The organism is Mycobacterium asiaticum (genome assembly GCF_001673315.1).
Taxonomy (GTDB): Bacteria; Actinomycetota; Actinomycetes; order Mycobacteriales; family Mycobacteriaceae; genus Mycobacterium; species Mycobacterium asiaticum_B.
The window spans coordinates 20,328-45,632 of the sequence record NZ_LZLQ01000111.1; the positions used below are offsets into that span (position 1 = coordinate 20,328).

Consider the following 25,305-nt stretch of genomic DNA (forward strand, 5'->3'; position numbering starts at 1 on the left):
GTTTGACATGTTGCTGAATACGACTGACTCCGAATCGAATTCAACGATGACGGTGCTGCAGGAAGTGCGGTCGCCGTTGATTCCTGAAGATGCCCACGTGTTGACCGTTCTCATCAAACATGCACCGGGCGCGCCTGGTTACCCGCCACATCGGCTTCCTGGCGGCCCGGGGTTCGGGTTCATGATCGACGGTGAGATGCTGTTCGAACTCGAGGGTGAAGCGCCACGCGTTCTTCGCGCAGGAGATGCGTTTTGGGGACCAGGCGGTGACGCGATCCACTATCAGGACGCGAACAACCGCACCGACATTCCTTGTAGTTTCGTCCTCACGATGTTCTGCGTGCCAGGGCGACCCGTACTCGAACAGGTCCCCGAGGAGGAACTCGCGAAGCGAAAGGGACTGCGCGCCAACAGTTGACCGGCACCGGGGGCTGAGGTGGGGGAGCCGGGCCCACCCGACGGTCACTCGAAAAGCTGATCGAGTGCTTTTCGTTCGAGTTCAACCCAACGTCTGATCTGCCCCCGGACCTTCTCCACTTCTTCGGGGCTCAGGTGCTGGGCGCCGTCCGGCGTGATGCGGCATATATCCATCGGGCCCCCGACGCTAGGCGAGGAAGCATCCAGTGCGTCGAGCACTCGCAGCGCGGAAACCACGCCGTGGTCCACGTCGCGCTCGGTCATGCGAAAGTGCGCCAACAAAGCATGCGCCTGTTGTGCCATGGCCGCGCCGCTGCCAATGGCTTGGAAGCCGGTCTGCGCGTGGTGTCCGACCAGACCGTTCGGGTCCACGTCGATGATGAACGGGGTGTCCCCGGCATAGCCCGCCGCAAGAACGTAAGTGGCTGGTGTGCCCGCGGATTGCTGGGCTGGGACATGCTCGATGTAATTCTCGTAGTGATGCTTGAGCACCGGAAGAACCCGCGCTTGCAGGGCATGGCCTATTTCCTTGGCCTCCACCACGGACTCGGCCTCTGAGTTGAAGATCTGCTCCAGGTCGTAGAGCACAGCGCGGGATCCGCTGCCGCCCCACGCGGCGTGCCTTCCCAGCGGATGCAGCTTCTGGGCGGGGTAGGTGAGACCTCGCCCGCCATCGGTGATCTGCGAATCGGAGGCCATCACAATGCCGTCGGCACAGCGGAGTGCCAGAACGACGGTCATGGGACGGTCCGCTCAGATGGCATCTGCTGATCGTCTCACGGACAGGCGTTGTCTGGGGCGCGTCGCACGGAACCGGAAGGCCGTACGCCGCCATTGACGTACCGGCGCTGTTGGAGGTTGCGCCGGGGCAGCGGTGGTGTCTGCGTCGCCGGCACTGGTGGTGCTTGCTGAGCGGTCTGGCAGCGCCAATTCGTGGATGATGCGCACCGTCTGTAGGAACTGACCCAGCAGCGGGCCAGTGGTATAGGGCACGTCGTACGCCTCGCATAACGCTCGCACCCGAGTGGCGATCTCGGGGTAACGATTGCTGGGCAGATCTGGGAAAAGATGGTGCTCGATCTGATAGCACAAATTACCGCTGGAGAACGCCAGCAGCGGACCGGCGTTGAAGTTCGCGGTCCCCAGCATTTGACGCAAATACCAGTGCGCCTTACTTTCCTGTTCGACTACCGCCGGAGCGAACTTCTCTGTCCCATCGGGGAAGTGGCCGCAGAAGATGACCACATAAGCCCATAGATTGCGCAAAGTGTTGGCAGCGATATTCGCGCCCAATGTCCGGCGCCACCGAGAGCGGCTCAGGGCTGGAAGTATCAGGTAGTCCTTGGCCATCTGCCGGCCGACCTTATTGAGGACCGCCCGCGATTGTGCGCTCTTGTCCTCTGCTGTCGTGGCGCGCTGCTGCGCGGCGTGGAAGCCATGACGAGCGATACCCCATTCAAAACCGATCGCCAGCAACAGGTTCCGCAGCGCCTGCATCCGGTGGCGCGGTTGCCACGGTTGATCACGGGTTACCCGCGTGACGCCGAAGCCGAGGTCATCGTCCATACCGAGGACGTTGGTGAACTTGTGATGGATGTAGTTGTGGGAATACCGCCACTGCGACGACAGTCCGGCCATGTCCCATTCCCAGGTGTTGGAGTGGATTTCCGGGTCGTTCATCCAATCCCACTGCCCGTGACCGACGTTGTGGCCGATCTCCATGTTCTCGACGCACTTGGCGAAGGCCAGCGCTGCGCTGCCCGCAAGCCATCCCGTTTTGGACCGGCTAGCGGCAATCACGAAGCGCGCACCCACTTCCAGTCCGCGTTGAAACGCGATGGTGCGGCGGATGTAGGCGGCGTCGCGCGCGCCGAGGGACTCTTCGACGTCTCGACGGATCGCGTCGAGTTCGGCGCCAAGCGTTTGAACGTCAAGCTCGCTCAAATGCGCATACTGCGCGACGTCGGTAACAGCCATCAATGTCCTCGTTCGATTCGGCAGCTGCCAAAAGGCCGGGCTGGTACCAGTGGTCTCAGTGGGTCAATGTCAAGGGACGGTTCCCCGCCGCAGGAGAACCGAACGTTCCGGGGGCGCGATCAGTTTCGTCGAGCCGTCAGCACCGCTCTCAGGCGCGGCGCTGCGCCGGTGTTGTTCGCCAGGCATATACCCCGCGCTGTGGAGAGCAAACGTCGCCACCAAACCGCTCTGACCACGCTCGCATGCTGAATCTAACGCTCTTCCGGGTCATTTCTGCAAATTGCGACGTGATTACTCGGCGTGCACATAAGCTCCGGCTACCTGGTCGATCGGTACTGGCCAACTCGTTTTGAGCCGGTGCCCGGAGCGGTTGGAGCGGTCCGTTGTCGTACTTTGTTGGCTTGCCGGAAGTGATGTCCGCGGCGGCGACCAACGTGGCCTCGATCGGTTCGACGTTGGTGACGGCGAACCGGGGCGCGGCCGGCGCCACCATGGAGGTGTTGGCTGCAGCCGAGGACGAGGTCTCATCGGCTATAGCGGACTTGTTTTCCGCGCACGGCCGGGGTTACCAGGCTGTCAGCGCGCAGGCGACGGCGTTTCATCAGCGCTTCGTGCAGACGTTGGCCGGCGCGACCGAAGCGTATGCCGCCGCGGAGGCGGCCGCCGCTGCGCCTTTGGCGGCCGTCGAGCGGGCGGTGCTGGCTGTCCAGCAGCTCCCCGCGAGCGTGGCAACCGATATCAGCGCATTCCTTTCCGGTCCAAGTCTCTTCGAAAAGCTGGTTAGCGGTGATCTGCCGCCGTTGTCGTGGCTCGCGGGAAATGAGCCGCCTCCGCTGCTGAATCTGCTGCTGGGCCAAACGGTGCAGTACAGCACGTACGACGGTATGCGGGTCGTGCAGATCACCCCAGCTCATCCCACCGGCGAGTACGTGGTGGCCATTCATGGCGGTGCGTTCGTGTTTCCGCCCTCTATCTTTCACTGGCTCAACTATTCGGTGACGGCCTACCAGACCGGAGCGACCTTCCAGGTGCCGATCTACCCGCTGGTACAGCAAGGGGGTACCGCCGGCGGGGTGGTGCCGCGGATGGCAGGCCTCATCTCTGCGCAGATCGCTCAGCACGGATTCCAGAACGTCAGCGTGGTCGGCGACTCTGCCGGCGGCAACCTCGCATTAGCGGCGGTGCAGTACATGGCCGGTCAGAATGTTCCCCTACCGGCGTCCATGGTGTTGTTGTCGCCGTGGCTGGATGTGGGGACCGGAGGGCTCGGCAAGCTGTGGGCGGGCAATCTTGCAACGACCAACCCGCTGGTGAGTCCGTTGTATGGATCAATCACCGGACTTCCGCCGACATACGTTTACTCGGGTTCGCTGGATTCACTCGCACAACAGGCCGCCGTCCTCGAGCAAACAGCGCTGGCGCAAGGTGCCCCATTCAAGTTCGTACTGGAAGCCGGCGGAATTCACGACTGGATTCTGCTCACTCCCGCTGGGTTGCTCTACTGGCCGCAGATTAATCAACAACTCGGCATTGCGGCCTGACCGGCAGTCGGCGTTTACCCCGCCGCCTGCAGCGTGATGTCGGAGATTTTCGTGCGGCTCTCGCCATTGGTGGTGCCCAGTTTGGAGATCCACACCAGCACGTTGGACGTCTCGGTCCGGTCTTTGACGGCAATGCGGTTCTTCCCTGGCTGCAGTGAAGCAGTCGGGGCCAGCTCGACGGTGTCGGACAATTTCGCAGGGTTGTCCGTCGACGACGAGCGGATTTGCACCTCGGTTCCGGTGCTGGACACCTCGAGCGTCACGACGCTCAACGCGGTCGGTTGCGGCAAGTGCAGCAGCAGACCCATGCCCTGAATGAATTTGGGGAAAGGCTCGGCGTCCCGATAGGTGACGGTGGACCACCCGGTGCCGGGGCTGCCGTCGATGGCCAACTTGGCGTCTTGCGGATTGTCGGCGGCGCCGTCCGGCGAAAACACGGTTGCGCTCACTGGTTTGACGATCGGCCCTGGCCGCGTCGTGTTGTCGGTTCCCTTCGTGAAGTACAGCACCGCAGCCACGGTCACCGCGATCACACCGAGGACGGCGAGAATTACGGCGACGCGGGACTTCCGGCTTTTGGGTGCTGGTGCGGGTGAAGGTGCCGGTGCTGGTGCCGGTGCCGGTGCTGGTGAAGGTGCGGGTGCCGACGCAGGAGCAGGAGCGGGTGGCGTTTCAGCATTGGCCGGGGCACGGCGCTGCTTGGGGCGAGCGCCTAGCGAAAGGTTGACCACCTTGTCGGCGTCCAGGGTGTCGCCGTCCCAAAAACCGCTGACTTCGACTTCGTCGCCGTCCTCCAGCTGACCCGTGACGAGGTCGGTTTGCATCTGAACCGGGACATGGGCGGGCCGGTTGTCCAGTTCGTCGTAGGGAACTAGCTGGAACGTCAGCGTGCCGACCGGTTGTCCAGTGTCGAGTGCGCCGCGCTGCACCCCGCGTGCCGTCCCGTGGATCAGCACCCGCTCGAGTCGCTGCGTGGCTGGACGCTCGGTTGCTCGGGGGCTTTGCGCGGGGCCCTGCTGGGTAAGGGCCCTGGCGAAGTCGGCGCAGGTGGGGTAGCGCTGAGCGGGGTCTTTGCCGAGCGCTCGGGTCAACACGGCGTCCAAGTGCGCCAGGTTGGGGCGACGCTCCGATACCCGCGGGGGTGGCGAATTCAAATGGTGGGTCAGGACCACGGCACGATTTGAGTCCTGGAACGGGGGCGCGCCGGTGAGCAGGAAAAACGTCGTGGCGGCCAAGGCATATTGGTCTGCGCTGCCGGTGAGCGGCTTGCCAAGAAGCTGTTCGGGTGCGACGTAACTGATGGTTCCGACGGCGACGTTCGCTTCGGTGAGGTTGCTGACGTCATCGATCTTGCGGGCGATGCCGAAGTCGGTCAACAAGACTCTGCGCCGGTGGCCGTCGGCGGCGGTGACCAGGATGTTTTCCGGCTTGACGTCCCGATGGAGCAGGCGGCGATCATGGCCGAAGTCGAGCGCATCGGCCACCGCTGCCACGATGTCGAAGACGTCTTGTTCCGGCATGCCGTGGGGGTGTCGTTCCCGAACGAGGCGGCCAGCGTCGGCGCCTTCGACGTATTCCATCGAGATCCAAAGCCGGCCATTGAACTCGCCGCGGTCGAGCACGCCGACGATATGGGGATGCCACAGCGTCGCCGCCAGCTCAGCTTCGCGGATAAATCTCGCGCGAAACTCGTCGTCCTCTGCCGAGGCCAGAGACAAGATCTTCAGCGCGTCCTGCCGGGGCAGGCGAGGGTGCTGGGCGAGATAGACCTCGCTCATACCACCAGTGCCGAGTAAGCGCTGAATCACGTAGCCAGCGAAGACCTCGCCGTTGTTCAACGGCATGCCCGAAAGCCTACAAACCGGCACGGGCTGGTAGCGAATCCGCCGGTGACGAGGGGAACGGCTGGCGATTTTCTGCCAATTCCTCTTACGGCCGGGTGACACCTTGGATAGATTTCGTAAGGGCCGGGACCTCGGCACGCGCTGGGGACGACATCTGCGGGAACGGGGACGAGGGGAGAGTTCTTATGTCGTTGATGGTGGTGCCGGACTGGATAACCGCGGCAGCAGCCGATGCGACGGAAGTCGCGTCAGCCATCGGAGCTGCCAACGCCGCGGCGGTCGCCCCGACCACAGGGTTGGTCGCAGCGGCCGAAGACGAAGTTTCGGCGGCGATTGCGGCGCTGTTCTCCGCGCACGGACAGGGCTACCAGGCGCTGAGCGCCCAGGTCGCTACGTTCCAGGAGCGGTTCGTGCAGGCCCTGACCAATGCGAGCAGCGCCTACGCCGCGGCCGAGGCGGCCAGTGCCGCGCCGCTGGAGACGTTCGAGGGCGCCGTCACCCTCTTCCAGCAGGAGCTTCAGCAGTTCCCCACCAACGTGGCCACCGGTTTCAACCGGTTGGGCTACGAAATTTTCACCACCATCTTCGGCGCGCCCGCTGGTCCGCCCATCCCCGCGGGGCAAACCGGGACTTTCACCGGCACCCCGTCGCTGTTCACCAGATTTGAAGAGGCGCTGCTGTATCCGGTGAAGCCGCTGCTCAGCTTGTCTGGGCTGGACAACTACATTGCGACGCCGGGTAACCCGCTCCTGCAGCTATTGGCCAGCGATGTTCCGCCGTTGTCGTGGTTCATCGGCAACTCGCCGCCTCCGTTCCTGAATTTGCTATTGGGTGAAACGGTGTCGTACAGCACCTCCAATGGGATGAGTATCGTGCAGATCACGCCGATGAATCCGACCGGCGAATACGTTGTCGGCATTCACGGCGGCGCGTTTATCTTTCCGCCGTCTTTCCTGCACTGGATCCATTACTCGGTGATGGCCTACCAGACCGGCGCGACCATTGAGGTACCGATTTACCCGTTGCTGCAGCAGGGAGGCACCGCTGGCTTGGTGGTACCGCAGATGGCCAACTTCATCTCGTCGCAAGTCACCCAACATGGAGCCGCAAATGTCAGCGTGATCGGGGACTCGGCGGGCGGCAACCTCGCCCTCGCAGCGCTCCAGCAGATGCGGGTGAACGGCAGCCAAATGCCGTCGTCAATGGTTTTGCTGTCGCCGTGGCTGGACTTGTCGATGACCAACCCCAACATTGCATTCGTTCAAGATCCGCTGTTGCCGGTCGGGCTTGCCCAGCAATTCGGCAGACAGTGGGCCGGCGGGCTGCCAATCGATAATCCCTGGGTGAGCCCCATAAATGGGTCACTTGCGGGGCTCCCGCCGACGACTGTCTACACCGGCAATCTGGACATACTCTCGCCCGATGCCCTCGTGTTGAAGGCGAAGGCGGCAATAGCCAACGCTCCGTTCAACTTCGTACTAGCTAACGGCCAGATTCACGACTGGCTCATTCTTACGCTGGACGGTCCCGGATACTGGCACCAGATCAATCAAGAATTGGGTATTGCGGCCTGACCCGGTATAGCCCGTCCAGCGAGACTGAAAATCTGCAGACAAAGTGCGAGTAGAGGTCTGCAGAAATTCAGTCTCGGTGAAAGCGGTCGCAACTACCACGCTGATCCTCATGAAACTATGGGTCGAATGATCCTTTCCGTCGACCTCGGCAAGACCGCGTGCCGGGTCGCCGCCGGCGGCCGGAGGGCGGAGGGTCCCGGTGCGCCGGGCCTTGGGGCGCCGGGCGGAGTCCGGGCCGCCCACGCGGCAATCTTGGCCTTAGCCACCGATTTCGGGCCGGTCGAGGAACTGATCGTGGGTGCCGCCGGGGCATTGACGGCCCCGGACGCGGCACGTGCGCTGGCCGATACGCTCGTCAATTCGCTGCGGGCACAACGGGTCACGGTCACCAGTGACGCCGTGATCGCACACGCGGGTGCGCTGGACGGAAAGCCTGGCACCGTGCTGATCGTGGGCACCGGTGTCGTCGCGCTCACGATCGACGCGGACGGCGCGCTGCGCACCGCCGACGGCTGGGGACCATGGCTGGGCGACGAGGGTGGCGGCGCGTGGATTGGCGCCGCCGGGTTACGCGCGGCGCTGCGCGCACACGACGGTCGCGGACCTGCCACCGCGTTGCTGGATGCCGCCAGTGCCCGCTTCGGTCCGCCGAATCGCTGGCCGGGACAGTTCACCGACGCGGCCGCGCTCGCCTCGTTCGCGCCCAATGTCCTTGCTGCGCAGGGTGATTCCGTTGCATCGGCGATCGTGAACACGGCGGCCGAGTCGCTGGCCGCGACGGCCCGGGCGGTCGGGGACGGCCCGGTGGCAATGGTCGGCGGACTGGCCGGTATCGAGGCGCTGCGCAACCGGATCCAACTTGTCTCGCCCGTCGGCGACGCGCTCGGCGGCACCTTGCGGCTGAGCGAAATCCACCAGCCGCACGTACTTCGGGTGCACGCGTCCGCTCCCGCGAACAGCCTCGACGCGCTCGCCACCGAAGCGGTACGCCCAGACCTGCATGACCTCGATACCCGGCCCATCGCAGAGGTGGTCGGGCTGCTCGTCGCGGCCGAGGGGGAGGCGCACGCGGCGGTGGTGGCGGCCCTGCCGCGAATCGCGTCGGCAGCCGAGGCTATCGCCGCGCGCCTCGAGCACGGCGGCCGCCTGATCTACGCCGGCGCCGGAACACCCGGCCGGCTCGGGGTGCTCGATGCGGCCGAGTGCGGTCCCACGTTCAACACCGAGATTGTGCGTGGCGTAATCGCCGGCGGACCGGCGGCGCTGACCCAGGCGGTCGACGGTGCCGAAGACACGTTCGACCCTGCCGACCTCGCCGACGTGACCTCCGCCGATGCGCTCGTCGGGATCACGGCATCGGGACGCACGCCCTACGTGATCGGGGCCCTCAACCATGCGCGCGCGTCGGGCGCGCTGACCGTCGCGATCGTCAACAACTCCGGCAGCGAGGCGAGCGCCGACATCGTGATCGAACTGCTGACCGGACCCGAAGTGTTGGCCGGTTCCACCCGGCTCAAGGCCGGGACGTCCCAGAAGGTGGTGCTCAATGCGCTCTCGACCAGCGTGATGATCGCACTCGGCAAGGCCTACGGACCGCGGATGGTCGACGTGCGCGCGACCAACGCCAAGCTGCGCCGCCGCACGGTGCGCATCGTCCGCGACGCGGTGGGCGTCGACGAACAGACCGCGGCCGACGCCTTAGCCGCTGCGGGGGGTCATGCCAAGACCGCGATCGTCGCGCTGCTTGCCGGCGTTGACGCGGCCGATGCCGCCAGCCGGCTCGTCCGCGCCAGGGGGCGGGTGCGGGAGGCAGTCATGGGACGGCCGCGATGATGCGACGAACCATCGGGATTGTCGGGGCCGTGGCGCTGACATGCATTGCAGCCTGCGGGCATAACGATCAAGCACCCCGCGCGGTAAGCACGACGACGCAGCCGCCGGTCACCACCACGACACCGGCCCGCGCCACGATCTCCAAGCTGCCCGACATACCCACCCCACCGGCCTTCGCGCCCGTCTCCAAGCTGATCAACGACGCGATCGCGGCGCAGAAACTCCCGGGTGCGGTGCTTTTGGTCGGACACGGCGGCGAAGTCGTCGTTCGCCAGGCATATGGCTCGCGAAAACTGGCCAGCGAGCCGGGACTGGATGGATCGCCGGCACCCGCGGACCCGATGACCGAAGACACGATCTTCGACCTGGCGTCTTTAACCAAGATCCTGGCGACCGCGACCGCCGTCATGGAGCTTTACGAACAAGGCATGGTCCAGTTCGACGATCCGGTCCAGCAGTACTTGCCCGACTTCAACACGACGAACGATCCGCGGCGCGCGAAGGTAACGGTTCGTATGCTGCTGACCCACACTTCCGGTGAGACGGGCGACGTGGAACTCAAAGATCCGTGGGGCTTGGACCGTGCCGACAAAGCGGAGGGCATACATCGGGCGCTGACCACGCCGCTTGAATCCGGTCCCGGGGAAGGGTTCCGCTACTCGGACATCAACTTCATCCTGCTCGGCGCGCTGGTTGAGAAACTCACCGGCCAGGACGAGGACGTCTACGTTGCCGAACACGTCTTCGCCCCGCTGGGCATGGCGGACACTCGCTACCTGCCCCCGGCCAAAGCCTGTGGGCCACATACGATTCGAGGCGCTGCGATCGGGTGGGCACCCGCGCCGCAAGGCGGGGCACCGGCGTCGTGCCCGGCGGGGACGTGGAGCACCGAATTGTTGCCGCGCATCGCCCCGACCGCGCGCGACGAAGAGGGCAGAGCTGAGCCGGACAAAAATCCCGACCTCGACCATCTGCTCTGGGGCACCGTCCACGACACCACGGCCCGGCGCATGGGTGGCGTGGCCGGGCATGCCGGCGTGTTTTCGACGGCGCGGGATGTCGGTATCTTCGCGCAAGCGCTGCTTGACCGGCTTGCCGGACGGCCGAGCCAATTCCCGCTGCTGCAAACAACTTTGGAGCTGATGACGACCCCGCAGCAGCCGGGACACACGGCTACTCAAGTCGGCGCGGCCAACCAGGCCACCCGCGACGCTGTCGCCAAGCACCCGAATACCCGGGACCCGCTGCTAGCTCCGCGCTATCCCGCGATCCCCGGCCAGAACCTGCGCGGCTTCGGTTGGGATATCGACACGCCCCTGTCCGGGGTGCGGGGGATGGTGTTCCCGATCGGTGGCTTCGGCCACACCGGCTTCACCGGAACCTCAATTTGGATAGACCCCAGCTCGAACACCTACATCGTGTTGCTGGCCAACTCGATCCACACCCGGGGTAGTCCACCGATGTCGGATCTGCGCGGGGAGGTGGCGACGGCGACGGCCCGGGCCTTAGGGCTATAGCGCGTTCACATCCGTTCGAAATGTTGATAGTCCGGAGTTCGCCAGTCGCCACCCCACTGCCAGCCACGCTCGGTGAACGCGCGCGCGGCCGGGTCGCCTCCGTGGATGATTCCGGGGTCGGTGCGGCTGCGGTCGAGGTACGCCTCGGCATTGCGCGGTTCGAAATAGCCGCTGACATACAGGCACGGATTGATCAGCGGATTGATATCGATCGCGCGGCCGTAGGCGTGCGGCGACCATTCGCTGGTTCCAGGGATGCGTCGGCAGTTGAACGCCGACGTGTTGTTGTCCTCCATCGATAATTCGTCGTCCGCCTGCTGGTAGTTGTCGACCGTACGCATCTTGTCGACGGGATAACCCAGCCGGCGTAGTTGCTCGAAAATAGCGATGACGTCGGCGACCAGATCTTCGTGCACGATCAGTCGGCCGTGCTGGGTTTGGCCGTCGAAGCCCACATAGTCCACTTCGACGCGTCGCAGCTGCTCCGGTTCGACGGGGCAACCGGGCTGCCAGGTCGAGCCGAGGTCGGACGCGGTGACCGGATGCACGGTTGTGGCCGGGGGCGCCGGCGGCGCAACGGGCGACGATGACGGCGGGCTGGACGGCGGTGCCGTGCCCGACGATGGTGCCGCGCTTGAAGGCGGGGGGGTCGATGATGACGCGGCGGGCCGGGGCGGCGCGGGGGAGCACTGCACCAGAACGGCCGCCGCGAGCGCGACCGTCAGGATGGCGCCCGACCGCTGCACTGGTGTCAACTCGAATTGGTCCTCATTGCCGGCCTCCGTCGCTACAAGCAACGCTGCGTTCGTTGCCACCGTACCGGGGACCAGAAAATCGCTGAGCGGCTACTCGTTGGGCAACGCGGCTATGCCTTCGAGGCCGCGCGCGTGGCGAGTCCGGCCAGGTTGGCCAGTGAGTTGTCCAGATGCCCGCGAGCAAACGGTGGGAACTCGATGTCCCGGTAGTTCGGCGGCACCGCCGACCAGTCGTAGGTCAATTGAACCTCGGTCTCGGATGGTCCGACCGGCTTCAGGTCGTACCGCCAGATCCAGCCTCCGAACGCGAGGTTGTCCTCGTTCGGTGCATCTGTGAGGCGGGCCCCCGGCGCTGACACATCCTGTCCCGGTTCCCAGGCGATGGCCCTGGACGGGTCGTACACGACAACTCTGTTGACCATCTCGTAGTGCCTGTCCGGATGGTCGTCGTGGTACATCGCCATCCGGAAGATTTGCCCAAGCGCGGTCAGGGGTTGGTCGTTGAGCGGTTCACGCACCCAGCCCGTGCCGTCGATCGCCGCGTGCGTGCTGGGGTCCGCGAGCACATCGAAGACGACGTTGGCTGGGGCGCTGATGGTGGTCGCAACGACCACTTGTTGTTGAGTCACAGCAATACTGACCGGGGCCGCGACGAAAACTCATCGCTCAATCAGCAGCGTGGGCACGCCACACGTACCGTCCTTGACGCTGATCACCCGCGTGCCGGGCTTGCGTCCCGAGCGAACGTCGGAGACCTCGAGTCCAGCGTCAGCGAGCCGCGTTCGAGCCGCATCAGCGTTCGGAACGCGCCAGGACAACCCCCAGAGCCGATCGGTGTCGATCGGAGACCGCGGGTCGCGCAGCGGCTGCGCAAGCTCCACGGTCACCCCGCCCACGCGCAGGAAAACCAACCGCATACCCCAGTCCGGAAAGGTGCGGTCGAGTGCCAGGCGCAGGCCCAGGCCGTCGCGGTATAGCGAGATCGCGGCATCGGCGTCGCAGGTCTGGACCACCGCGTGGTCGATCCCGGTGACCACGGCGTCCTCGGATCCGTCCAGAGCGGCCTCCGGAAGTCGATCCGGGTTCTCGTGCTCGATCGCGATCATCAGCACGCCGCGGGTATGTGTTTCCGGCAGCAGCACGCTGCGCCAGCGCCGCTCCAGACCGGAGTCGGTGTCGCGGCCGAGACCGTGCGACATCGGTGGCGGCTCAAGGCCGTTCGCGTGGAGCTGTGCGTGGGCAGTGGCGAGATCCGACGACGCAAACGCGAGCCCGATCGGGCCCTCGCCGTGTCGATCCAACCGGGCCGCGACCGTCTGCCCGAGGGGTCCGTCCCCGTGCGGAGTGATCAATTCCAGGTACGTATTGGACAGCCGGAACAGTGCATTCGCCGTGCCCCAACCCGGATGTTCACCGCGCCACGACGGGCGACGCGACAACAGCGTGGTGTAGCTCCGTGCGGCGACGTCCAAGTCACGCACAGCGACAATCACGTGGTCGAGCGCGTCGAACACCCGAGTCAGTCCTGCTCGATTCCCAAGAGCCGCAGCGGATGCAGCCCGTCGACGGCGCCCACGAACGGCGGATGGATGCTGTAGCCAAGCATGCGGCGGATGTCGGCGGAGACCGATCGGGCGATGTCGCGCGACACCGACAAGCTGAATGCCTCCATCGGCCGCAGCCACGGCTCGCAGTACTGCGCGGTCACGGCCAATCGATCGCAGGCACTGGTATTCGCGCCTCCGCCATGCCACAGCGTCCCCACGAAAAAGACGCACGAGCCGGCGGGCATGACGACAGGTAGCGACTGATCTTCCGGACCCGGTCGCCGCTTGCCCCAGCGGTGGCTGCCGGGTATCAACACCGTGGCGCCATTGTCGGCGGTGAACTCGTCGATTGCCCAGATCGTCGCGGCTGCCAACGGGTCGCGCGGACGCGGCACCGGGTAGAACCCGTCGTCGTGATGCGGCAGCTGCGCGGCCTCTCCGGGCTGAATGTTGATGGCCTGCAACGCCGAAAGCAAATAGTTGGGCATCAGCAACCGGTCCAGCACCGCCAGCACCCGGGGATGGTCGACGAGCCGGTCACACACCCGCGTTCTGCTCAGCACGCTGTAGATGCGTTGGGTGCGCCGGCCCTCGAACGAGTTGCGTCCGGTGTGCCCCAGCCAGGGGCGCACCTCCTCGCGGATGCGTCGGCATTCTTCGGCGCTGAGCAGGTTTTCCCAGATGACGTAACCGTCACGGTCCAGGGCCGCCATGTCGGCCTCGACGACGGCGCTGTCGACACAGCCGCCGCCGGTGGCCGTGAACTTGTAGCGCCCCGCCAGATCGCCCCTGAGGTCCTCCAGCGTGGTGACGGACTCGTCGTCGATTGTCATTGGTCAGTCCTACGTCGCGGCAAAGGCGGTGTCATCTTCCCCGACCACACTAGGCCGTAGCCTGACTGCATGGCTGACAATTCGTGGAGCGTCCAGATCGGCGAGGCGGAAGACCCGGGCAACCCGGGGATACCTCCGGTGCCAACCACCGTCTATGAAGGCGACGAAGACGGCGCCAGAGCCGCCTACGCCGACGCCACGTCGAAGGCGACCGAGCAGGACTACCGCTACGTGATGCTGCGAAATATCGGTGAGGTGGTCGAATTATGGGGCACCCCGCCAGCCGTCGGTTAGGCATCAAGTGAAACTCGCCATTGCGACACCAGTCGTCACCAACATCGGCGGCGCCGCTTTCACCTGGGAACAGGACGCCGGCATCGAAGACATCGGCCGCGTGGCCGAAGTCGCCGACCGACTCGGCTATCACCACCTCACCTGCAGCGAGCACATCGGCATCCCGTCGGCTGAGGCTGGTCGGCGCGGCTCCCGTTACTGGGATCCCCTTGCCACCTTGGGTTACGTGTCGGCGCGCACGCAGCAGATCCGGCTTGTGACGATGACGCTGGTGCTCGGCTACCACCACCCATTGGCGATCGTAAAGCGTTACGGCACATTGGATCACGTCAGTGGCGGCCGCGTCATCCTGGGCGTCGGCGTGGGCACCCTGAAAGAGGAGTTCGATCTGCTGGGCGCACCGTTCGACGACCGCGGCGCCCGGGCCGACGATGCGTTGCGCGCGCTGCGGGCAGCATTACCCACCAATGAGCCGGAATATGACGGCGAGTATTACTCATTCAGCGGACTGACCGTGGACCCGTGCGCGCTGCAGTCACATATGCCGATCTGGATCGGTGGCCGCACCAGGCGGTCACTGCGGCGGGCGGTCACTTTGGCCGAGGGGTGGTGTCCGTTCGGCGTGTCCATCGCCACTGCGGGCGAGTGGTTGAAGTCCTGGGAGTTGCCCGCCGGGTTCGAGGTGGTGCTGCCCGCCGACGCGCCCCTCAATCCGGTGCAGGAACCAGCATTGACCGAGGACACGCTGCACTCCCTCGCCGCGGCCGGAACCACCACACTGTCCGCCCGGTTTGTCCACGAGTCCCTGGAGCATTACCTCGAGCAGGTCCACGCCCTCGCCGAGTTGCACGGGAAGACTTTCTGACGGTTCGACGTTAGGGCTCAAATGAAGTTCGGGATCGCCACATTCGTCAACGACGACAGCATCGACACGCTCTCGCTCGCCCGCGCGATCGAAGAGCGCGGTTTCGCCTCGCTGGTAGTAGCCGAGCACACCCATATCCCGGCGAGCCGGGAGTCCGCCTACCCGCTTGGCGGCGAGTTGCCGTCCATCTATTACCGAACCCTGGATCCGTTCGTGACTTTGGCCGCGGCCGCGGCGGTGACTGAAACCATCGAGTTGTTCACCGGCATAGCCCTGCTGATCCAGCGTGACCCGATCATCACGGCCAAGGAAGCCGCCAGCATCGACCTGATCTCCAACGGGCGGTTCGTGTTCGGCGTTGGCGCCGGGTGGAACATCGAGGAATTGCGGGATCACGGCACCGATCCGAAGACACGTGGCAAATTGCTCGACGAACGCATCGAGGCCATCAAAGCGCTGTGGACCGCCGAACCCGCCGAGTATCACGGCAAATTCGTCAACTTCGACGCTGCCTACTGCCGTCCCAAACCGGTTCGGCAGCCACACCCGCCGATCTTCATCGGCGGCGACTCCGACGCCACCGTGAAGCGGGTAATCCGCCACGACGCGGGCTGGATCTCGAATCCACTGCCAGTTGAGCGGTTGACCCAGCGCGTCGACCAACTGCGTCAGGGCAGTGGACGGGATGTCCCGCTGGCGATGTTCGGCGCCCCGGCTAAGCCTGACTATTGGGATGCTGCAAAGGAACTCGGATTCGGCCAGTTGGCACTGATGCTTCCCACCAAACCTCGGGACCAATCCCTGCGGATGCTCGACGACCTCGCGGAGAAGGTCAACGCGTACCGCTAGCGCAAGGGCACCTTGGCGTCACATAGGCCAAAACGTCGTCCTACAACGTCACTCGTCCTACAAGGTCACTATGGTCCCGGCTGTCGGGTCGACCCTTCCGTCAAGCAACTCACGGTACGCTCGCTGAATCTCGTCTTCACTCGAAATCTGTTCGACCCGAATCCATTTCGATGCCCACTCGGCGAACGGTGCCCATGCCTCGGCGACGTGGTCGTCGAGTTTCGCGGTGCCCCAGTCCGCGCCGCGTTTCTTGATGCGGTCCGGCGCGAAGAAGAAGACGGGCTTTGGGCCCTGAAGATCGCCACTGCCCTGCGCCATCTGCGTCCAGTGGGTCATGCCGACCGCGGCGCTGTGCGCAAGGCGGTCGCCATAGTGCGCATGGATGGCGGTCCGGATCGCCCCGTCGCCGGAGATGTCAATGAAAACGGCACGATCGCCGGGCAACTCAGAGATGTTGTCGTACAAGACAACCGAGTCGTAGATGTCCAGACCGGCCACAAACTCCCTGTTGCCGGCCGACGTCAACCCCACGACCCGGATGTCCGCCCGCTTGGCGAGCAGGTAGGCGGCGATGATCGCCGTCTTCGACGAAGCGCTGGAGATGACGATTGTGTCCGCGCCGAAAAAGCCTTCATCCGCGACGAAGTCGTCGATGAGGAATGACGTGAAGAAGAGTGGGAAGAACAGAATGTGCTCGGCCTCGCGGTCGGCGGCGTAGACGGGATCGGTCTGGACGTCGCGGTAGCCCTGATAGGCCGAGGGCAGCGCTGCCCGGTGGGGGGCGGCATCGACAAATCCCTTTTCGTTGATGCGATCCGGGACGACCAGCAGGTGGCTGGCACACGGCAGGTAGCCGTAAACGCGCATGCCCTGCGCCAGATCGCGATGTCGTGACTCCTCGACATGGGCGTAGCCCCACACGTTGAGCTTGCCCCAGTTCGGGTCCACCGTAGGGAAGAAATCCCAATACCGCATTGCCTCGCCGAAGACGGCGTAGGTGATGTTGTTCGCCGTCAGTCCGAAAGACTCGACGCGGAGCAATGCCTGGCCGTCTTCCGGCGACGGGGGAGGGTCGGAAGAGAATCTGGTCTGGTGCAGGTCGGTGCGACTCAGCTCGAAATCCATGGCTGTGAGCCTAGCCGTCCGGGCGAGTAATCATGTACCATCTGGTACATGATTACCGAGAGCAGCATCGAGATCGACGCACCGCCATCTCTGGTATGGGACGTGTTCGCCGACGTGGAGCGCTGGCCGGAATGGACCGCCTCGGTCACCCGGCTGGTGGCCCTCGACGGGCCCGGCCTGGCCGTCGGCAAGCGTTTCGAGATCAAGCAGCCCAGAATGCCGAAGCTGGTATGGGAAGTCACTGACGTGCTTCCCGGGGTCTCGTGGACCTGGGTGCAGCGTGCCCCGGGCGGCACCACCACGGCCAGCCACACATTGACGCCGATCGCCGCCGGCCGCACGCGGGCACATCAGCAACTCGAGCAGCGGGGTCTCGTCGGCGCGGTGGTCGGTCGGCTCATGCTGCGCACCACGCGTCGCTACTTGGAGATGGAAGCGCAGGGCCTCAAGGGCCGCAGCGAGCAATCGCGGCAAGCTCTTGGCCCGCACTCCTGACGTCAAGCGTCGCCAGCAGTTGCTCGACGCGCTGGTCGACGACTTCGCCGCAGGCGGCATTGGGGACCGTTCGCTGCGGGACGTGGCCTCCGCCGTCGGCACCAGTCACCGGATGTTGTTGCACCACTTCGCTTCTCGGGACGAATTGCTTCTTGCGATCGTCGAGGAGGTCGAACGCCGTCAAATGGCCATCCTGTCGAGCCTGCCCAGTGAGCCCGCCGACGGCTTCGTCGCGATGTGGGAGGCGCTGCGCCGCCCTGAACTACGCCCGTTCGAGCGGCTGTTCTTTGAGTGCTACTCCCGCGGCGTCCAGGGCGAGGAGCCGTTTGCCCGCATGGTGCCCGGTGCCGTGGACAGCTGGCTGGAAGCGGCGGATGCGGCAGCCGGTGAGGTGAACGAACCGGCGCTGGTGCGCCTGGGCCTAGCTGTCACCCGCGGGCTCTTGCTCGATCTGGTGGCCACCAACGATGACGCGGGCGTGACGGCCGCGGCGCAGGCCTTTGCCAATCTCTTGCGGGAATCGGGACGCAAATAGCGGTCTCTCTGTGTTGCTTACGTTGGCAGCCACACGTGAGGAGAAGCCCGTGAAGATTCGGTTCGGGGTCGGACTGGGGGCCGAGACCTCCCCGGAGCAACTTGCCGGCATTGTCGACCAGCTGGAATCAAGCGGGGTGGACTCGCTGTGGTTTTCCGAACTGGTGTATTCCCAGGCGGTGGACCCCATGGTGGGCATGGCCTATGCGCTCTCCCGCACCTCGCGATTGAAAGTGGGTACGTCGGTAGCGGTACTGCCGGGCCGTCATCCGGTGCTGGTTGCCAAGCAGCTGGCGTCGCTTGCAGCACTTGCCCCGAAGAGGGTTCTTCCGGTTTTCGGGTTGCGTTCGGCGATCGCAGCTGAGCGGGAGGTGTTCGTGGTCCCGGACGGAAAGCGCGCGGCAGTCTTCGACGAATCACTGCGACTGCTGCGACAGGCATTGGTCGATGACTCCGCCAGCTACGCCGGCACGTACTTCACGGTGACCGGCGCGTCGGTCGCGCCGCAACCCGTACCGCCGCTGGACATTTGGGTGGGCGGCTCGTCGGCGGCGGCCTTCCGGCGCATCGGCTCGCTGGCCGACGGGTGGCTGGGCAGCTTCCTTACCCCGAAGGAAGCTGAGCAGGGACGTGCGGCGATCGAGGTGGCCGCGGCGAACGCCGGGCGCCACATTGACGACGATCATTTCGGCATCTCGTTAGCCGTCGCCGATGGCGAGTTGCCAGCGGACTTGGCCGCAGCGGTCCGCCAGCGGCGGCCCGATCTAGATCCCAGCGAGCTGGTGGCGGCCGGCTGGGATCAGTTGCACCGTCAGCTCGACGCTTACCTGGATGCCGGATTGTCGAAATTCGTCATCAGGCCCGTCGGTAACGGATCACTGGACGGGTTCATCGAGCGGTTTGTCGAAGAGTTGCTCAGTCGCCAGAATTGACGTCGTTCAGCAGCGCGAAGAACTGAAATGAGGGATCGTCGGCGTCCATGGAGCCTTTTAGCGTGTCTTTCGTGATCGGGTGGCTGAGGTCCATCGCGGATGGATCGCTTACGCGGGCCCAATCGGTGACGATCGTTCGCTCGGTGAATTTCCATGCATCGCTGCGCTTTTCGTACTTGTCGAGGTAGCGTCCCCCGATGATGAGATCGATGTCTCGACTACGTCCGATCAGCGTATGAACCGCCAGTGAGTAGATCTCCCCTTCGGCGCAGTCCCCGGCGATCGCGAAGTTCATCGTGGTGATGTGGTGCTGCATCATCCGAATGTGTGGACGCGAGTCGGTGAGCTGCTGCAGGAACTGCTCGGCGGTGCCCGCCGAGAATCCGCCGTGGCTGTCTTGCGCGTCCTGGTGATAGAGGTTGCGCAGCCCTGCGATATCGCCGCGGTCGACGGCGCGACAGTAGGCATGGACTAACTTTCGCAGCGCAAACTCGTCGATCATTTCCTGCAGGGCCGCATCGGTTGTCGTCATCGCTTTAGAATTTCGCGACCGCCCCGGCGTCCACGGGCAGTGCCGCTCCGGTGATGTACTGCGCCTCGTCGGAAGCCAGGAAGAGCACGGCATTGCTGACCGCGCGAGCCTCGATCAGCGGCTTGGGCAACATGTGGAATTGCCCGATGATCTCTCCGGCGTCGTGCACGGTCGGACTGGGCAGATCCGGTCGCAGGGTCCGGCAGAACCACTCGTTGTCCAGCATCGGCGTCAGGATGTTGCCAGGGTGTATCGAGTTCACCCGAATCCACTGCGGGGCAAGTTCATTCGCCAGCGAGTTCATCAGACCGACGACGGCATGCTTGGCCGACGCATAGTGGGCCATGTAGCCGCCGCCGCGGAGACCCAACATCGAGCTGACCAGGATGATCGATCCACCGCCGCTGGTCATATGCGGCAACGCCGCTTTCACGGTCTGCCAGACCCCGGTCAAGTTGATATCCAGCATTGTCTGCCAGGCTGATTGTTCGATGAGCGCGGCCGGCGCGGGTACTCCGCTGATCCCGGCGTTGGCCACCACGATGTCCAGCCCGCCCAAAGCGGCCACCCCTGCTTCGAGCGCGGCGCGCAAACTCTCCAGATCCCGCACGTCGGCCTTGGCGGTCACGATGCGACGGCCCGCCTTCTCGACCAAGTCCGCGGTATCGGCGAGGTCGGCCTCGGTGGCGCCCGGGTACGCGACGCCATCGATGTCCTCGCAGATGTCGACCGCGATGATGTCCGCACCCTCCTCGGCCAGCCGAATCGCGTGTTCGCGACCTTGACCGCGCGCCGCACCGGTGATGAAAGCGACCTTGCCGGCGACTCTGCCGACTCTATTGCCTGCCATCGTTGCCTTTCCTCTGGACGATGCCACCCAGTCAAACACGCGTGTTTGCCCGCCGTTGCGCGGCCACAGACAGGAGGGTAGACACACCGGTATGGGCGCGCTGACTCGTCGGACTCGTTAGCACCGGCGTGGCTGACGAACGACTGTTGATTCCCGGCCAGACGTGCTGGCGGGTGGCACGTGCCGACCAATTCGCCGGCATCATCGATGCGGCCGACTACTTTCGCCACGTCAAGACGGCGATGTTGCGCGCGCGACACCGAATCATGTTGATCGCCTGGGATTTAGACGCCAGGATGGCGTTCGAGCGGGGCGCCAAGACGCTACCCGGGCCCAACCAGTTGGGCGCGTTCATTTATTGGCTGCTCTGGAAGCGGCCAAGTCTGGAGATCTATCTCCTCAAATCCAATCTGCGCCTGCTGCCGGCGTTCGACGGCATCTGGTATGGGCTGACTCCGGTGACGCTGGTAAATCGGTTCAGCAGCAAGCGAATTCGTTTCGCCGTCGATGGCGCCCACCCCATCGGCGCAGTTCATCACCAAAAGATCGCGGTGATCGACGATGCGGTGGCGTTCTGCGGCGGCCTGGACCTCACCATCGAGAGATGGGACACGCGTGCGCATGCGGACACAAACCGCGGTAGGCGAACGCTGGGTCGCAGTTACGGTCCGCGTCACGAGGTGGCATTGGCCGTCGACGGTGCCGCGGCCGCCGCACTCGGTGAGCAAGCTCGCGAGCGCTGGCACACCGCTACCGGTCAACTGTTGGAGCCCGTCGAAGCCAAGCACGTCGCGTGGCCCAGCAAGCTGAAACCTGTGCTGCGCAACGTCGACGTCGGAATTGCGCGTACCCTGCCCGAACTGGACGGGCGCGCCGAGGTTCGCGAGGTCGAAGCGCTGAACTACGCAGCGATCGCCGCCGCGCGCCGCGTGATCTATCTAGAGAATCAGTACCTGGCTTCCAGGGACCTCGTCGATGCGCTGTCTGGGCGATTGCGAGAAGACAACGGACCGGAGATCGTCATCGTGCTGCCCCGATGTTCGGAAAGCCCGCTGGAGCAACAAGCGATGGACAGCGCTCGTCATCTACTCATCCAAGAGCTGTGGGCAGCAGATCAGCACAATCGGTTGGGCATCTACTGGCCGGTGACCGACGGCGGCACCGCGATCTACGTCCACTCGAAGGTGCTGGTCGTCGACGATCGTCTGCTGCGCATCGGATCGTCGAATCTGAACAACCGGTCGATGGGGTTCGACAGCGAGTGCGACCTGGCCATCGAGGCCGTTGAGGCTGTGGACACCACCGCAGGCAACCAGTCAGAGGGCTCCGACGACATCCGTCGAGAAATCACCGCTATGCGGCATGAATTGGTCTCCGAGCACCTGGGTGTGTCGGTGGGGGAGTTCGAAAGCGCCCTGGATAAATCCGGGTCATTCCTACAGACCGTCGAGGCACTGCGCGGGCACGGTAGGACGTTGCTCCCCTTCACCGAGGAGACAATCGCCGACGAGGCGAGCCCACTGGCCGAAAACGATTTGATGGATCCCGACCATGTGCCCCGGTCCCTAAGCGCGAGTCTGCAGCGACTCATCGTGCGGCTGCGGCGCTGAGGAAGCGTGGTCCGCCGGTCAGGGATCCGCTCTCAACCGAGGTGCCGAGCGCGTTCCCGAGCGTGAAACTCCTGATTCTCCCCCCACCCGCGGACACCATCCCAATGCCAGTCGGTCAGCGTCCAGTACGTCAGCCGTCCCGGCCAGCCCAACCAGCGCAGCACGGTCCGCACCTCGCCGTCGGCGTGCAGCGTTCTCCCGTGCTCGTCAGTCGCCTGGACAACGACCTGTGCGGGCGCGCCGTCGCGGCGAGCGCCGACCCGTCGTTCACCGCTGACCAGTTCCCCCATCCGGCCATCGGCGACCAGGTATCCGCCGACGACCTTGTCCACGCCGGGGGTACGGCTTTCCATCGTCAGGGCGTGCCAGTGATCGTCTTCCGACGCGATCGCCCACAGATAGTCACCGGACCGGATTGCCCCCGCTCGGTGCGGTCCCCACGTCCGATCCCGCATCGAGCAGCAGTCGACGTCGAAGTGTTCGCCCTCCAGGCTGAGCTTCCCGGTCATTCTTCCGGGTTGGTCGAAGTGGCCGGACGCGGCGTCGGCGGGCCCCAGCGGGTGTGGTGGCATCAACGCCGTCCACTCCAGGGCCAGCTGCAGGCCGAGCCCGGAGTACTCGAGCAGGTGTCGCCGGCTGGGTTCGACGACGTGGTGACGCAAGCTGTTCGGCAACGTGAAGTCAGTGAAATCGATTGCGCCCGTTGGAGGCTGGCGCCAGCGCCAGTCATAGAACAGGCAATCGTGGGGATGCTCACCGCTCGGGTCCCACAGGGCTGGGCCGCCGCCGGAGATACCGCAGCGTGCGTCGTGGAAGAAGTAGACGAATCCGTTGATGCCACGTTCGGGCACCGAGACGGCGAAGCAACTGCTCTCGGCCCAGTCGGGGTCATCGGTGGCGGCGTGGAATGCGCCGTCGTGTGCGGTGGCATCCCAGGTCACGATGTGAGTCAACACCCGCGGACGTGACCGGACAAGGCCGCGGGATTGACTCGAGACCGATTATGGGTACAGCATCCGCAAGCCAGCTTGCGACCGCCGAGGAGTATGCACATGCAGCGTCCCGACACGATGATCGAAATCCATCGCGAACGTGTCCAGGATCAGACGGTCGAAATGTTCGGCGGCGAGAAGCGCACCGAGTCTGTCGACGGCACCGGCTATTCGGCGACCGCCACCATCGACCTGACGCTGGACCGCGTGTGGTTCATCTTCGATTCGCATGATCGGCTCTGGCAGGAGGAAGTGGACGGCGAATCACGCGATCCGCTACGACATTTCGCCATCGACCTGGTGATCTTCGACTCCAAGATCGTTATCGATTCGGTGACGTGCATCCCGCTGGTGGAACTGCCGCCGATGACCGTCACCATCCCCGACGGTCCGCGTGCCGGTGAGGGCCGGGATATCCCGTACAACGAGATTCCGGTGTTCGGGCGGCTGACCGTCCACGAGCAACTCGAGCCGCACGAAACCGAGCCGGGCAAGCAGACGATCGCGCTGAACTTCACCGCCCAGGACGCTCCCGTGCTGTTGGCCAGTGCGCTGCCCGACGAATACGGCCCGCGGCTCTTCGGCGATCACATCGAACGCCGTGCCGACGGTGTGACCGTCATCGCCGGGCAGGACCCGCGGATCACCTGGGAACTCGACTACGCCGAGGCGTACTGGATCACCCATAGCATCGCGGGAGAGCTGCTGGTCAATATGGAGAAGCTGCAGCACCCGTCCATTTCAGACGACGAGGCCAGGATCAGGGTGCTCGATTCGCTGGCCGCGCAGATCGCCGATGCGGTCCGGCCGCAACTCGCCGAGAAGGGCGACAACGGCATCGAGAGCCTGCTGCCCTCGCCCGTCGATGTCGATCCACAAGCTCAGGACGACATCACATTCAAGGCACTCGACGCGATCGTGCAGCGTTGGGACGTAGGCGATGTCACCCACGAATCGCTGGTCGTCCAGGTGCAGACACTGCGCGAACTGCCCGCCGGCGAGGAGCTCCCGCTTTCGATTCTCGCTGAGAATCCCCATGAGAGAACGGGATTGGCGGTCACCGGGTGGAGCGTCCTGCGTCAGGTCCGGGATACGGTGATGAACACTTTCGGTCTTGACGAAAGCGACTTCGACGCCGACGTGCCCTGTCTGCTGAAGGAACCGAAGACCATCAACATCGGCGGCGCAGAACGTAGCCTCGACGCGATCGAGGCCGACATTCTGCCGCGGACAAAAGATGGCCGGCTGGTGGTCGACGGTGCCGTGAGCGCGGAAACGAAACTCTACGATTTCAAGGCCAACTTCAAGGTGGTCTACGAGATGGGTCTGGACGACATCCCACGTGATCCGAAGGAGGTAGAGACCCGACGCGTCAACTTGAAGACAATCGAGAGTCTTGAGCAGAGGCTGCGCGAGGCCGGCGACAAGAAACGCGCGGGGGAGCTGACCGACCAGGACTATGAAGCCGAAGTCAAACAGGTCAACGAGTGGTTCGGCGAGCTCCCGCGGACGGTCGGGGTGCGGCCGGCGCAGAATCCTGCCGAACCGGAGGTCAGTTCGGACTTCAGCCTCTCGGCAGCCGGCAAGGTTGCCACGGCTGCGGGCGCCGCGGCGATCGCCGGGCTGATTGCGTTGCCGGTGACGGCGGTGGCGGAGGCGGCGGCGGTCACGGCGGTGGCGGCGGTGGTCCCGCGCCTCATGGTGGTGGCGGTGGCGGTGGTCCCGCGCCTCATGGCGGCGGTGGCGGCGGCGGTCCCGCGCCGCATGGCGGCGGCCAAGGCGGTGGCGGCCAGGGCGGCGGCGGTGGCGGTGGTCCTGCGCCGCACGGCGGTGGCCAGGGTGGCGGCGGCCAAGGCGGTGGACAGGGCGGCGGCCAAGGTGGCGGCGGTGGGCACGGTGGCGGACCTGCGCCCCAAGCTGGCGGCGGTGGTGGTCCTGCGCCGCACGGTGGTGGCGGTCCGGGTGGTGGCGGACCGGCGACGTCACCGGGTCAACGTGGTGGTCCCGGCGGGACCGGACCGCAAGGACATGGCCCCAGGCCTTCGGCTACCGAACTGCGTGGCGGCCTAGGTGCATCAGGTGGACCCAAGGCCGGCGTCAACGGGAATCTGCGTGGCCCGGGGACCAACGTTCGTGGAGTATTCCGCGGTAGCGGTGCACCGGCAGTCGACTTCCGCGGGCCGTTCCGCGGTCTAGGCGGGCCCCGCGCCGATTACCGTGGCGGATTCCATCTGAAAGGCACCCCGCCCGGCAACTTCCGCGCCGCCTTCCGTGGTCTGGGGGCGCCGCCTTTCGCGCGGTGGTGGGGTCCTCGTGGCGACCTGGGCATCAATCTGCGAGGACCGTTTGGGCCCGGCGCAAACCTGAACTGGCGCTTCGGTTGGCGGGG

The 25,305-nt window shown here is 65.0% G+C and carries 24 protein-coding genes and 1 pseudogene; 14 read left to right on the plus strand and 11 right to left on the minus strand.

Annotation, left to right across the window (positions count from 1 at the left end):
* The first annotated feature begins 7 nt into the window (after window positions 1-7).
* Window positions 8-418, plus strand: coding sequence for a cupin domain-containing protein (locus A5636_RS17015; protein WP_065159812.1), 411 nt, complete (start codon window positions 8-10; stop codon window positions 416-418).
* A 44-nt stretch (window positions 419-462) separates the two neighbouring features.
* Here A5636_RS17015 and A5636_RS17020 read toward each other — a convergent pair whose 3' ends face one another.
* Together A5636_RS17020 and A5636_RS17025 are read right to left on the minus strand one after the other, a co-directional pair.
* Window positions 463-1,158: a proteasome protein gene (locus A5636_RS17020; RefSeq protein WP_065159813.1), complete on the minus strand. Its 696-nt coding sequence runs from the start codon at window positions 1,156-1,158 to the stop codon at window positions 463-465.
* A 12-nt stretch (window positions 1,159-1,170) separates the two neighbouring features.
* Window positions 1,171-2,394, minus strand: a complete 1,224-nt coding sequence (locus tag A5636_RS17025; protein ID WP_081287840.1) for a fatty acid desaturase family protein — start codon at window positions 2,392-2,394, stop codon at window positions 1,171-1,173.
* A 413-nt stretch (window positions 2,395-2,807) separates the two neighbouring features.
* Between A5636_RS17025 and A5636_RS17030 the strand changes: the two genes are divergently transcribed.
* A complete protein-coding gene (locus tag A5636_RS17030) occupies window positions 2,808-3,935 on the plus strand; it encodes a PE domain-containing protein (protein WP_065159814.1) in 1,128 nt (375 codons plus the stop codon).
* 14 nt (window positions 3,936-3,949) lie between these two features.
* On the opposite strand, the gene A5636_RS17035 is transcribed toward A5636_RS17030, so the two are convergent.
* Window positions 3,950-5,779, minus strand: coding sequence for a serine/threonine-protein kinase (locus A5636_RS17035; protein WP_065159815.1), 1,830 nt, complete (start codon window positions 5,777-5,779; stop codon window positions 3,950-3,952).
* A gap of 185 nt (window positions 5,780-5,964) precedes the next feature.
* Between A5636_RS17035 and A5636_RS17040 the strand changes: the two genes are divergently transcribed.
* The 4 genes and pseudogenes from A5636_RS17040 (at window position 5,965) to A5636_RS17050 (ending at window position 10,703) form a co-directional block, all read left to right on the plus strand.
* Window positions 5,965-7,353: a PE domain-containing protein gene (locus A5636_RS17040; RefSeq protein WP_065159816.1), complete on the plus strand. Its 1,389-nt coding sequence runs from the start codon at window positions 5,965-5,967 to the stop codon at window positions 7,351-7,353.
* A gap of 126 nt (window positions 7,354-7,479) precedes the next feature.
* A pseudogene (locus tag A5636_RS27920) lies at window positions 7,480-8,199 on the plus strand (BadF/BadG/BcrA/BcrD ATPase family protein); the annotation flags it as partial.
* Window positions 8,200-8,286: 87 nt separating this feature from the next.
* Window positions 8,287-9,186 carry an N-acetylmuramic acid 6-phosphate etherase gene (locus A5636_RS27925; protein WP_065159889.1) on the plus strand — a complete coding sequence of 300 codons (900 nt, stop codon included), beginning with the start codon at window positions 8,287-8,289 and terminating at the stop codon, window positions 9,184-9,186.
* Window positions 9,183-10,703: a serine hydrolase domain-containing protein gene (locus A5636_RS17050; protein WP_065159817.1), complete on the plus strand. Its 1,521-nt coding sequence runs from the start codon at window positions 9,183-9,185 to the stop codon at window positions 10,701-10,703. The genes A5636_RS27925 and A5636_RS17050 overlap by 4 nt, the downstream gene beginning before the upstream one ends.
* 5 nt (window positions 10,704-10,708) lie before the next feature.
* On the opposite strand, the gene A5636_RS17055 is transcribed toward A5636_RS17050, so the two are convergent.
* The 4 genes from A5636_RS17055 to A5636_RS17070 all read right to left on the minus strand — a co-directional run bounded on the left by A5636_RS17055 (window position 10,709) and on the right by A5636_RS17070 (window position 13,838).
* Complete coding sequence (locus tag A5636_RS17055) at window positions 10,709-11,431, minus strand: M15 family metallopeptidase (RefSeq protein WP_253900625.1); 723 nt, start codon at window positions 11,429-11,431, stop codon at window positions 10,709-10,711.
* 137 nt (window positions 11,432-11,568) lie between these two features.
* Window positions 11,569-12,087: an SRPBCC family protein gene (locus A5636_RS17060; RefSeq protein ID WP_065159819.1), complete on the minus strand. Its 519-nt coding sequence runs from the start codon at window positions 12,085-12,087 to the stop codon at window positions 11,569-11,571.
* 30 nt (window positions 12,088-12,117) lie between these two features.
* Window positions 12,118-12,972 carry a VOC family protein gene (locus A5636_RS17065; RefSeq protein ID WP_065159820.1) on the minus strand — a complete coding sequence of 285 codons (855 nt, stop codon included), beginning with the start codon at window positions 12,970-12,972 and terminating at the stop codon, window positions 12,118-12,120.
* A gap of 5 nt (window positions 12,973-12,977) precedes the next feature.
* Entirely contained in the window at window positions 12,978-13,838 is an 861-nt protein-coding gene (locus tag A5636_RS17070; RefSeq protein WP_065159821.1) for a phytanoyl-CoA dioxygenase family protein, read from the minus strand.
* Window positions 13,839-13,907: 69 nt separating this feature from the next.
* Here A5636_RS17070 and A5636_RS17075 point away from each other — a divergent pair, with 69 nt between their 5' ends.
* From A5636_RS17075 to A5636_RS17085, 3 genes are read left to right on the plus strand one after another with little or no spacing between them, the layout of a single operon-like run.
* Window positions 13,908-14,132, plus strand: a complete 225-nt coding sequence (locus A5636_RS17075; RefSeq protein ID WP_065159822.1) for a hypothetical protein — start codon at window positions 13,908-13,910, stop codon at window positions 14,130-14,132.
* A 7-nt stretch (window positions 14,133-14,139) separates the two neighbouring features.
* A complete protein-coding gene (locus tag A5636_RS17080) occupies window positions 14,140-14,997 on the plus strand; it encodes a TIGR03619 family F420-dependent LLM class oxidoreductase (RefSeq protein WP_065159823.1) in 858 nt (285 codons plus the stop codon).
* Between the two features lie 21 nt (window positions 14,998-15,018).
* On the plus strand, window positions 15,019-15,846 hold the full coding sequence (locus tag A5636_RS17085; protein WP_065159824.1) for an LLM class F420-dependent oxidoreductase: 828 nt from the start codon (window positions 15,019-15,021) through the stop codon (window positions 15,844-15,846).
* A gap of 57 nt (window positions 15,847-15,903) precedes the next feature.
* Here A5636_RS17085 and A5636_RS17090 read toward each other — a convergent pair whose 3' ends face one another.
* Complete coding sequence (locus A5636_RS17090; RefSeq protein ID WP_065159825.1) at window positions 15,904-16,971, minus strand: DUF2855 family protein; 1,068 nt, start codon at window positions 16,969-16,971, stop codon at window positions 15,904-15,906.
* Between the two features lie 48 nt (window positions 16,972-17,019).
* Here A5636_RS17090 and A5636_RS17095 point away from each other — a divergent pair, with 48 nt between their 5' ends.
* From A5636_RS17095 to A5636_RS17105, 3 genes are read left to right on the plus strand one after another with little or no spacing between them, the layout of a single operon-like run.
* The gene (locus A5636_RS17095; protein ID WP_065159826.1) at window positions 17,020-17,466 is read left to right on the plus strand and encodes an SRPBCC family protein; all 447 of its coding nucleotides are present in this window, start codon (window positions 17,020-17,022) and stop codon (window positions 17,464-17,466) included.
* On the plus strand, window positions 17,450-18,001 hold the full coding sequence (locus A5636_RS17100) for a helix-turn-helix domain-containing protein (RefSeq protein ID WP_065159827.1): 552 nt from the start codon (window positions 17,450-17,452) through the stop codon (window positions 17,999-18,001). The genes A5636_RS17095 and A5636_RS17100 overlap by 17 nt, the downstream gene beginning before the upstream one ends.
* A 49-nt stretch (window positions 18,002-18,050) precedes the next feature.
* Entirely contained in the window at window positions 18,051-18,932 is an 882-nt protein-coding gene (locus tag A5636_RS17105; protein WP_065159828.1) for a TIGR03854 family LLM class F420-dependent oxidoreductase, read from the plus strand.
* On the opposite strand, the gene A5636_RS17110 is transcribed toward A5636_RS17105, so the two are convergent.
* A complete protein-coding gene (locus A5636_RS17110) occupies window positions 18,916-19,464 on the minus strand; it encodes a nuclear transport factor 2 family protein (protein ID WP_065159829.1) in 549 nt (182 codons plus the stop codon). The genes A5636_RS17105 and A5636_RS17110 overlap by 17 nt on opposite strands.
* A 4-nt stretch (window positions 19,465-19,468) precedes the next feature.
* Complete coding sequence (locus A5636_RS17115) at window positions 19,469-20,314, minus strand: mycofactocin-coupled SDR family oxidoreductase (RefSeq protein ID WP_065159830.1); 846 nt, start codon at window positions 20,312-20,314, stop codon at window positions 19,469-19,471.
* A gap of 128 nt (window positions 20,315-20,442) precedes the next feature.
* Between A5636_RS17115 and A5636_RS17120 the strand changes: the two genes are divergently transcribed.
* Complete coding sequence (locus A5636_RS17120; RefSeq protein ID WP_065159831.1) at window positions 20,443-21,924, plus strand: phospholipase D-like domain-containing protein; 1,482 nt, start codon at window positions 20,443-20,445, stop codon at window positions 21,922-21,924.
* 32 nt (window positions 21,925-21,956) lie between these two features.
* Here the strand turns inward: A5636_RS17120 and A5636_RS17125 are convergent, their stop codons facing one another.
* Window positions 21,957-22,865, minus strand: a complete 909-nt coding sequence (locus tag A5636_RS17125) for a DUF7065 domain-containing protein (RefSeq protein WP_216638846.1) — start codon at window positions 22,863-22,865, stop codon at window positions 21,957-21,959.
* 111 nt (window positions 22,866-22,976) lie between these two features.
* Between A5636_RS17125 and A5636_RS26615 the strand changes: the two genes are divergently transcribed.
* Window positions 22,977-24,986: a hypothetical protein gene (locus A5636_RS26615; RefSeq protein ID WP_065159832.1), complete on the plus strand. Its 2,010-nt coding sequence runs from the start codon at window positions 22,977-22,979 to the stop codon at window positions 24,984-24,986.
* Window positions 24,987-25,305: the final 319 nt, after the last annotated feature.

Coding starts and splice junctions, on each gene's coding strand:
- A5636_RS17015 (WP_065159812.1), top strand. CDS start 8: ATGTTGCTGAATACGACTGACTCCGAATCGAATTCAACGATGACGGTG.
- A5636_RS17020 (WP_065159813.1), bottom strand. CDS start 1,158: ATGACCGTCGTTCTGGCACTCCGCTGTGCCGACGGCATTGTGATGGCC.
- A5636_RS17025 (WP_081287840.1), bottom strand. CDS start 2,394: ATGGCTGTTACCGACGTCGCGCAGTATGCGCATTTGAGCGAGCTTGAC.
- A5636_RS17030 (WP_065159814.1), top strand. CDS start 2,808: ATGTCCGCGGCGGCGACCAACGTGGCCTCGATCGGTTCGACGTTGGTG.
- A5636_RS17035 (WP_065159815.1), bottom strand. CDS start 5,779: ATGCCGTTGAACAACGGCGAGGTCTTCGCTGGCTACGTGATTCAGCGC.
- A5636_RS17040 (WP_065159816.1), top strand. CDS start 5,965: ATGTCGTTGATGGTGGTGCCGGACTGGATAACCGCGGCAGCAGCCGAT.
- A5636_RS17050 (WP_065159817.1), top strand. CDS start 9,183: ATGATGCGACGAACCATCGGGATTGTCGGGGCCGTGGCGCTGACATGC.
- A5636_RS17070 (WP_065159821.1), bottom strand. CDS start 13,838: ATGACAATCGACGACGAGTCCGTCACCACGCTGGAGGACCTCAGGGGC.
- A5636_RS17075 (WP_065159822.1), top strand. CDS start 13,908: ATGGCTGACAATTCGTGGAGCGTCCAGATCGGCGAGGCGGAAGACCCG.
- A5636_RS17085 (WP_065159824.1), top strand. CDS start 15,019: ATGAAGTTCGGGATCGCCACATTCGTCAACGACGACAGCATCGACACG.
- A5636_RS17090 (WP_065159825.1), bottom strand. CDS start 16,971: ATGGATTTCGAGCTGAGTCGCACCGACCTGCACCAGACCAGATTCTCT.
- A5636_RS17095 (WP_065159826.1), top strand. CDS start 17,020: ATGATTACCGAGAGCAGCATCGAGATCGACGCACCGCCATCTCTGGTA.
- A5636_RS17110 (WP_065159829.1), bottom strand. CDS start 19,464: ATGACGACAACCGATGCGGCCCTGCAGGAAATGATCGACGAGTTTGCG.
- A5636_RS17115 (WP_065159830.1), bottom strand. CDS start 20,314: ATGGCAGGCAATAGAGTCGGCAGAGTCGCCGGCAAGGTCGCTTTCATC.
- A5636_RS26615 (WP_065159832.1), top strand. CDS start 22,977: ATGCAGCGTCCCGACACGATGATCGAAATCCATCGCGAACGTGTCCAG.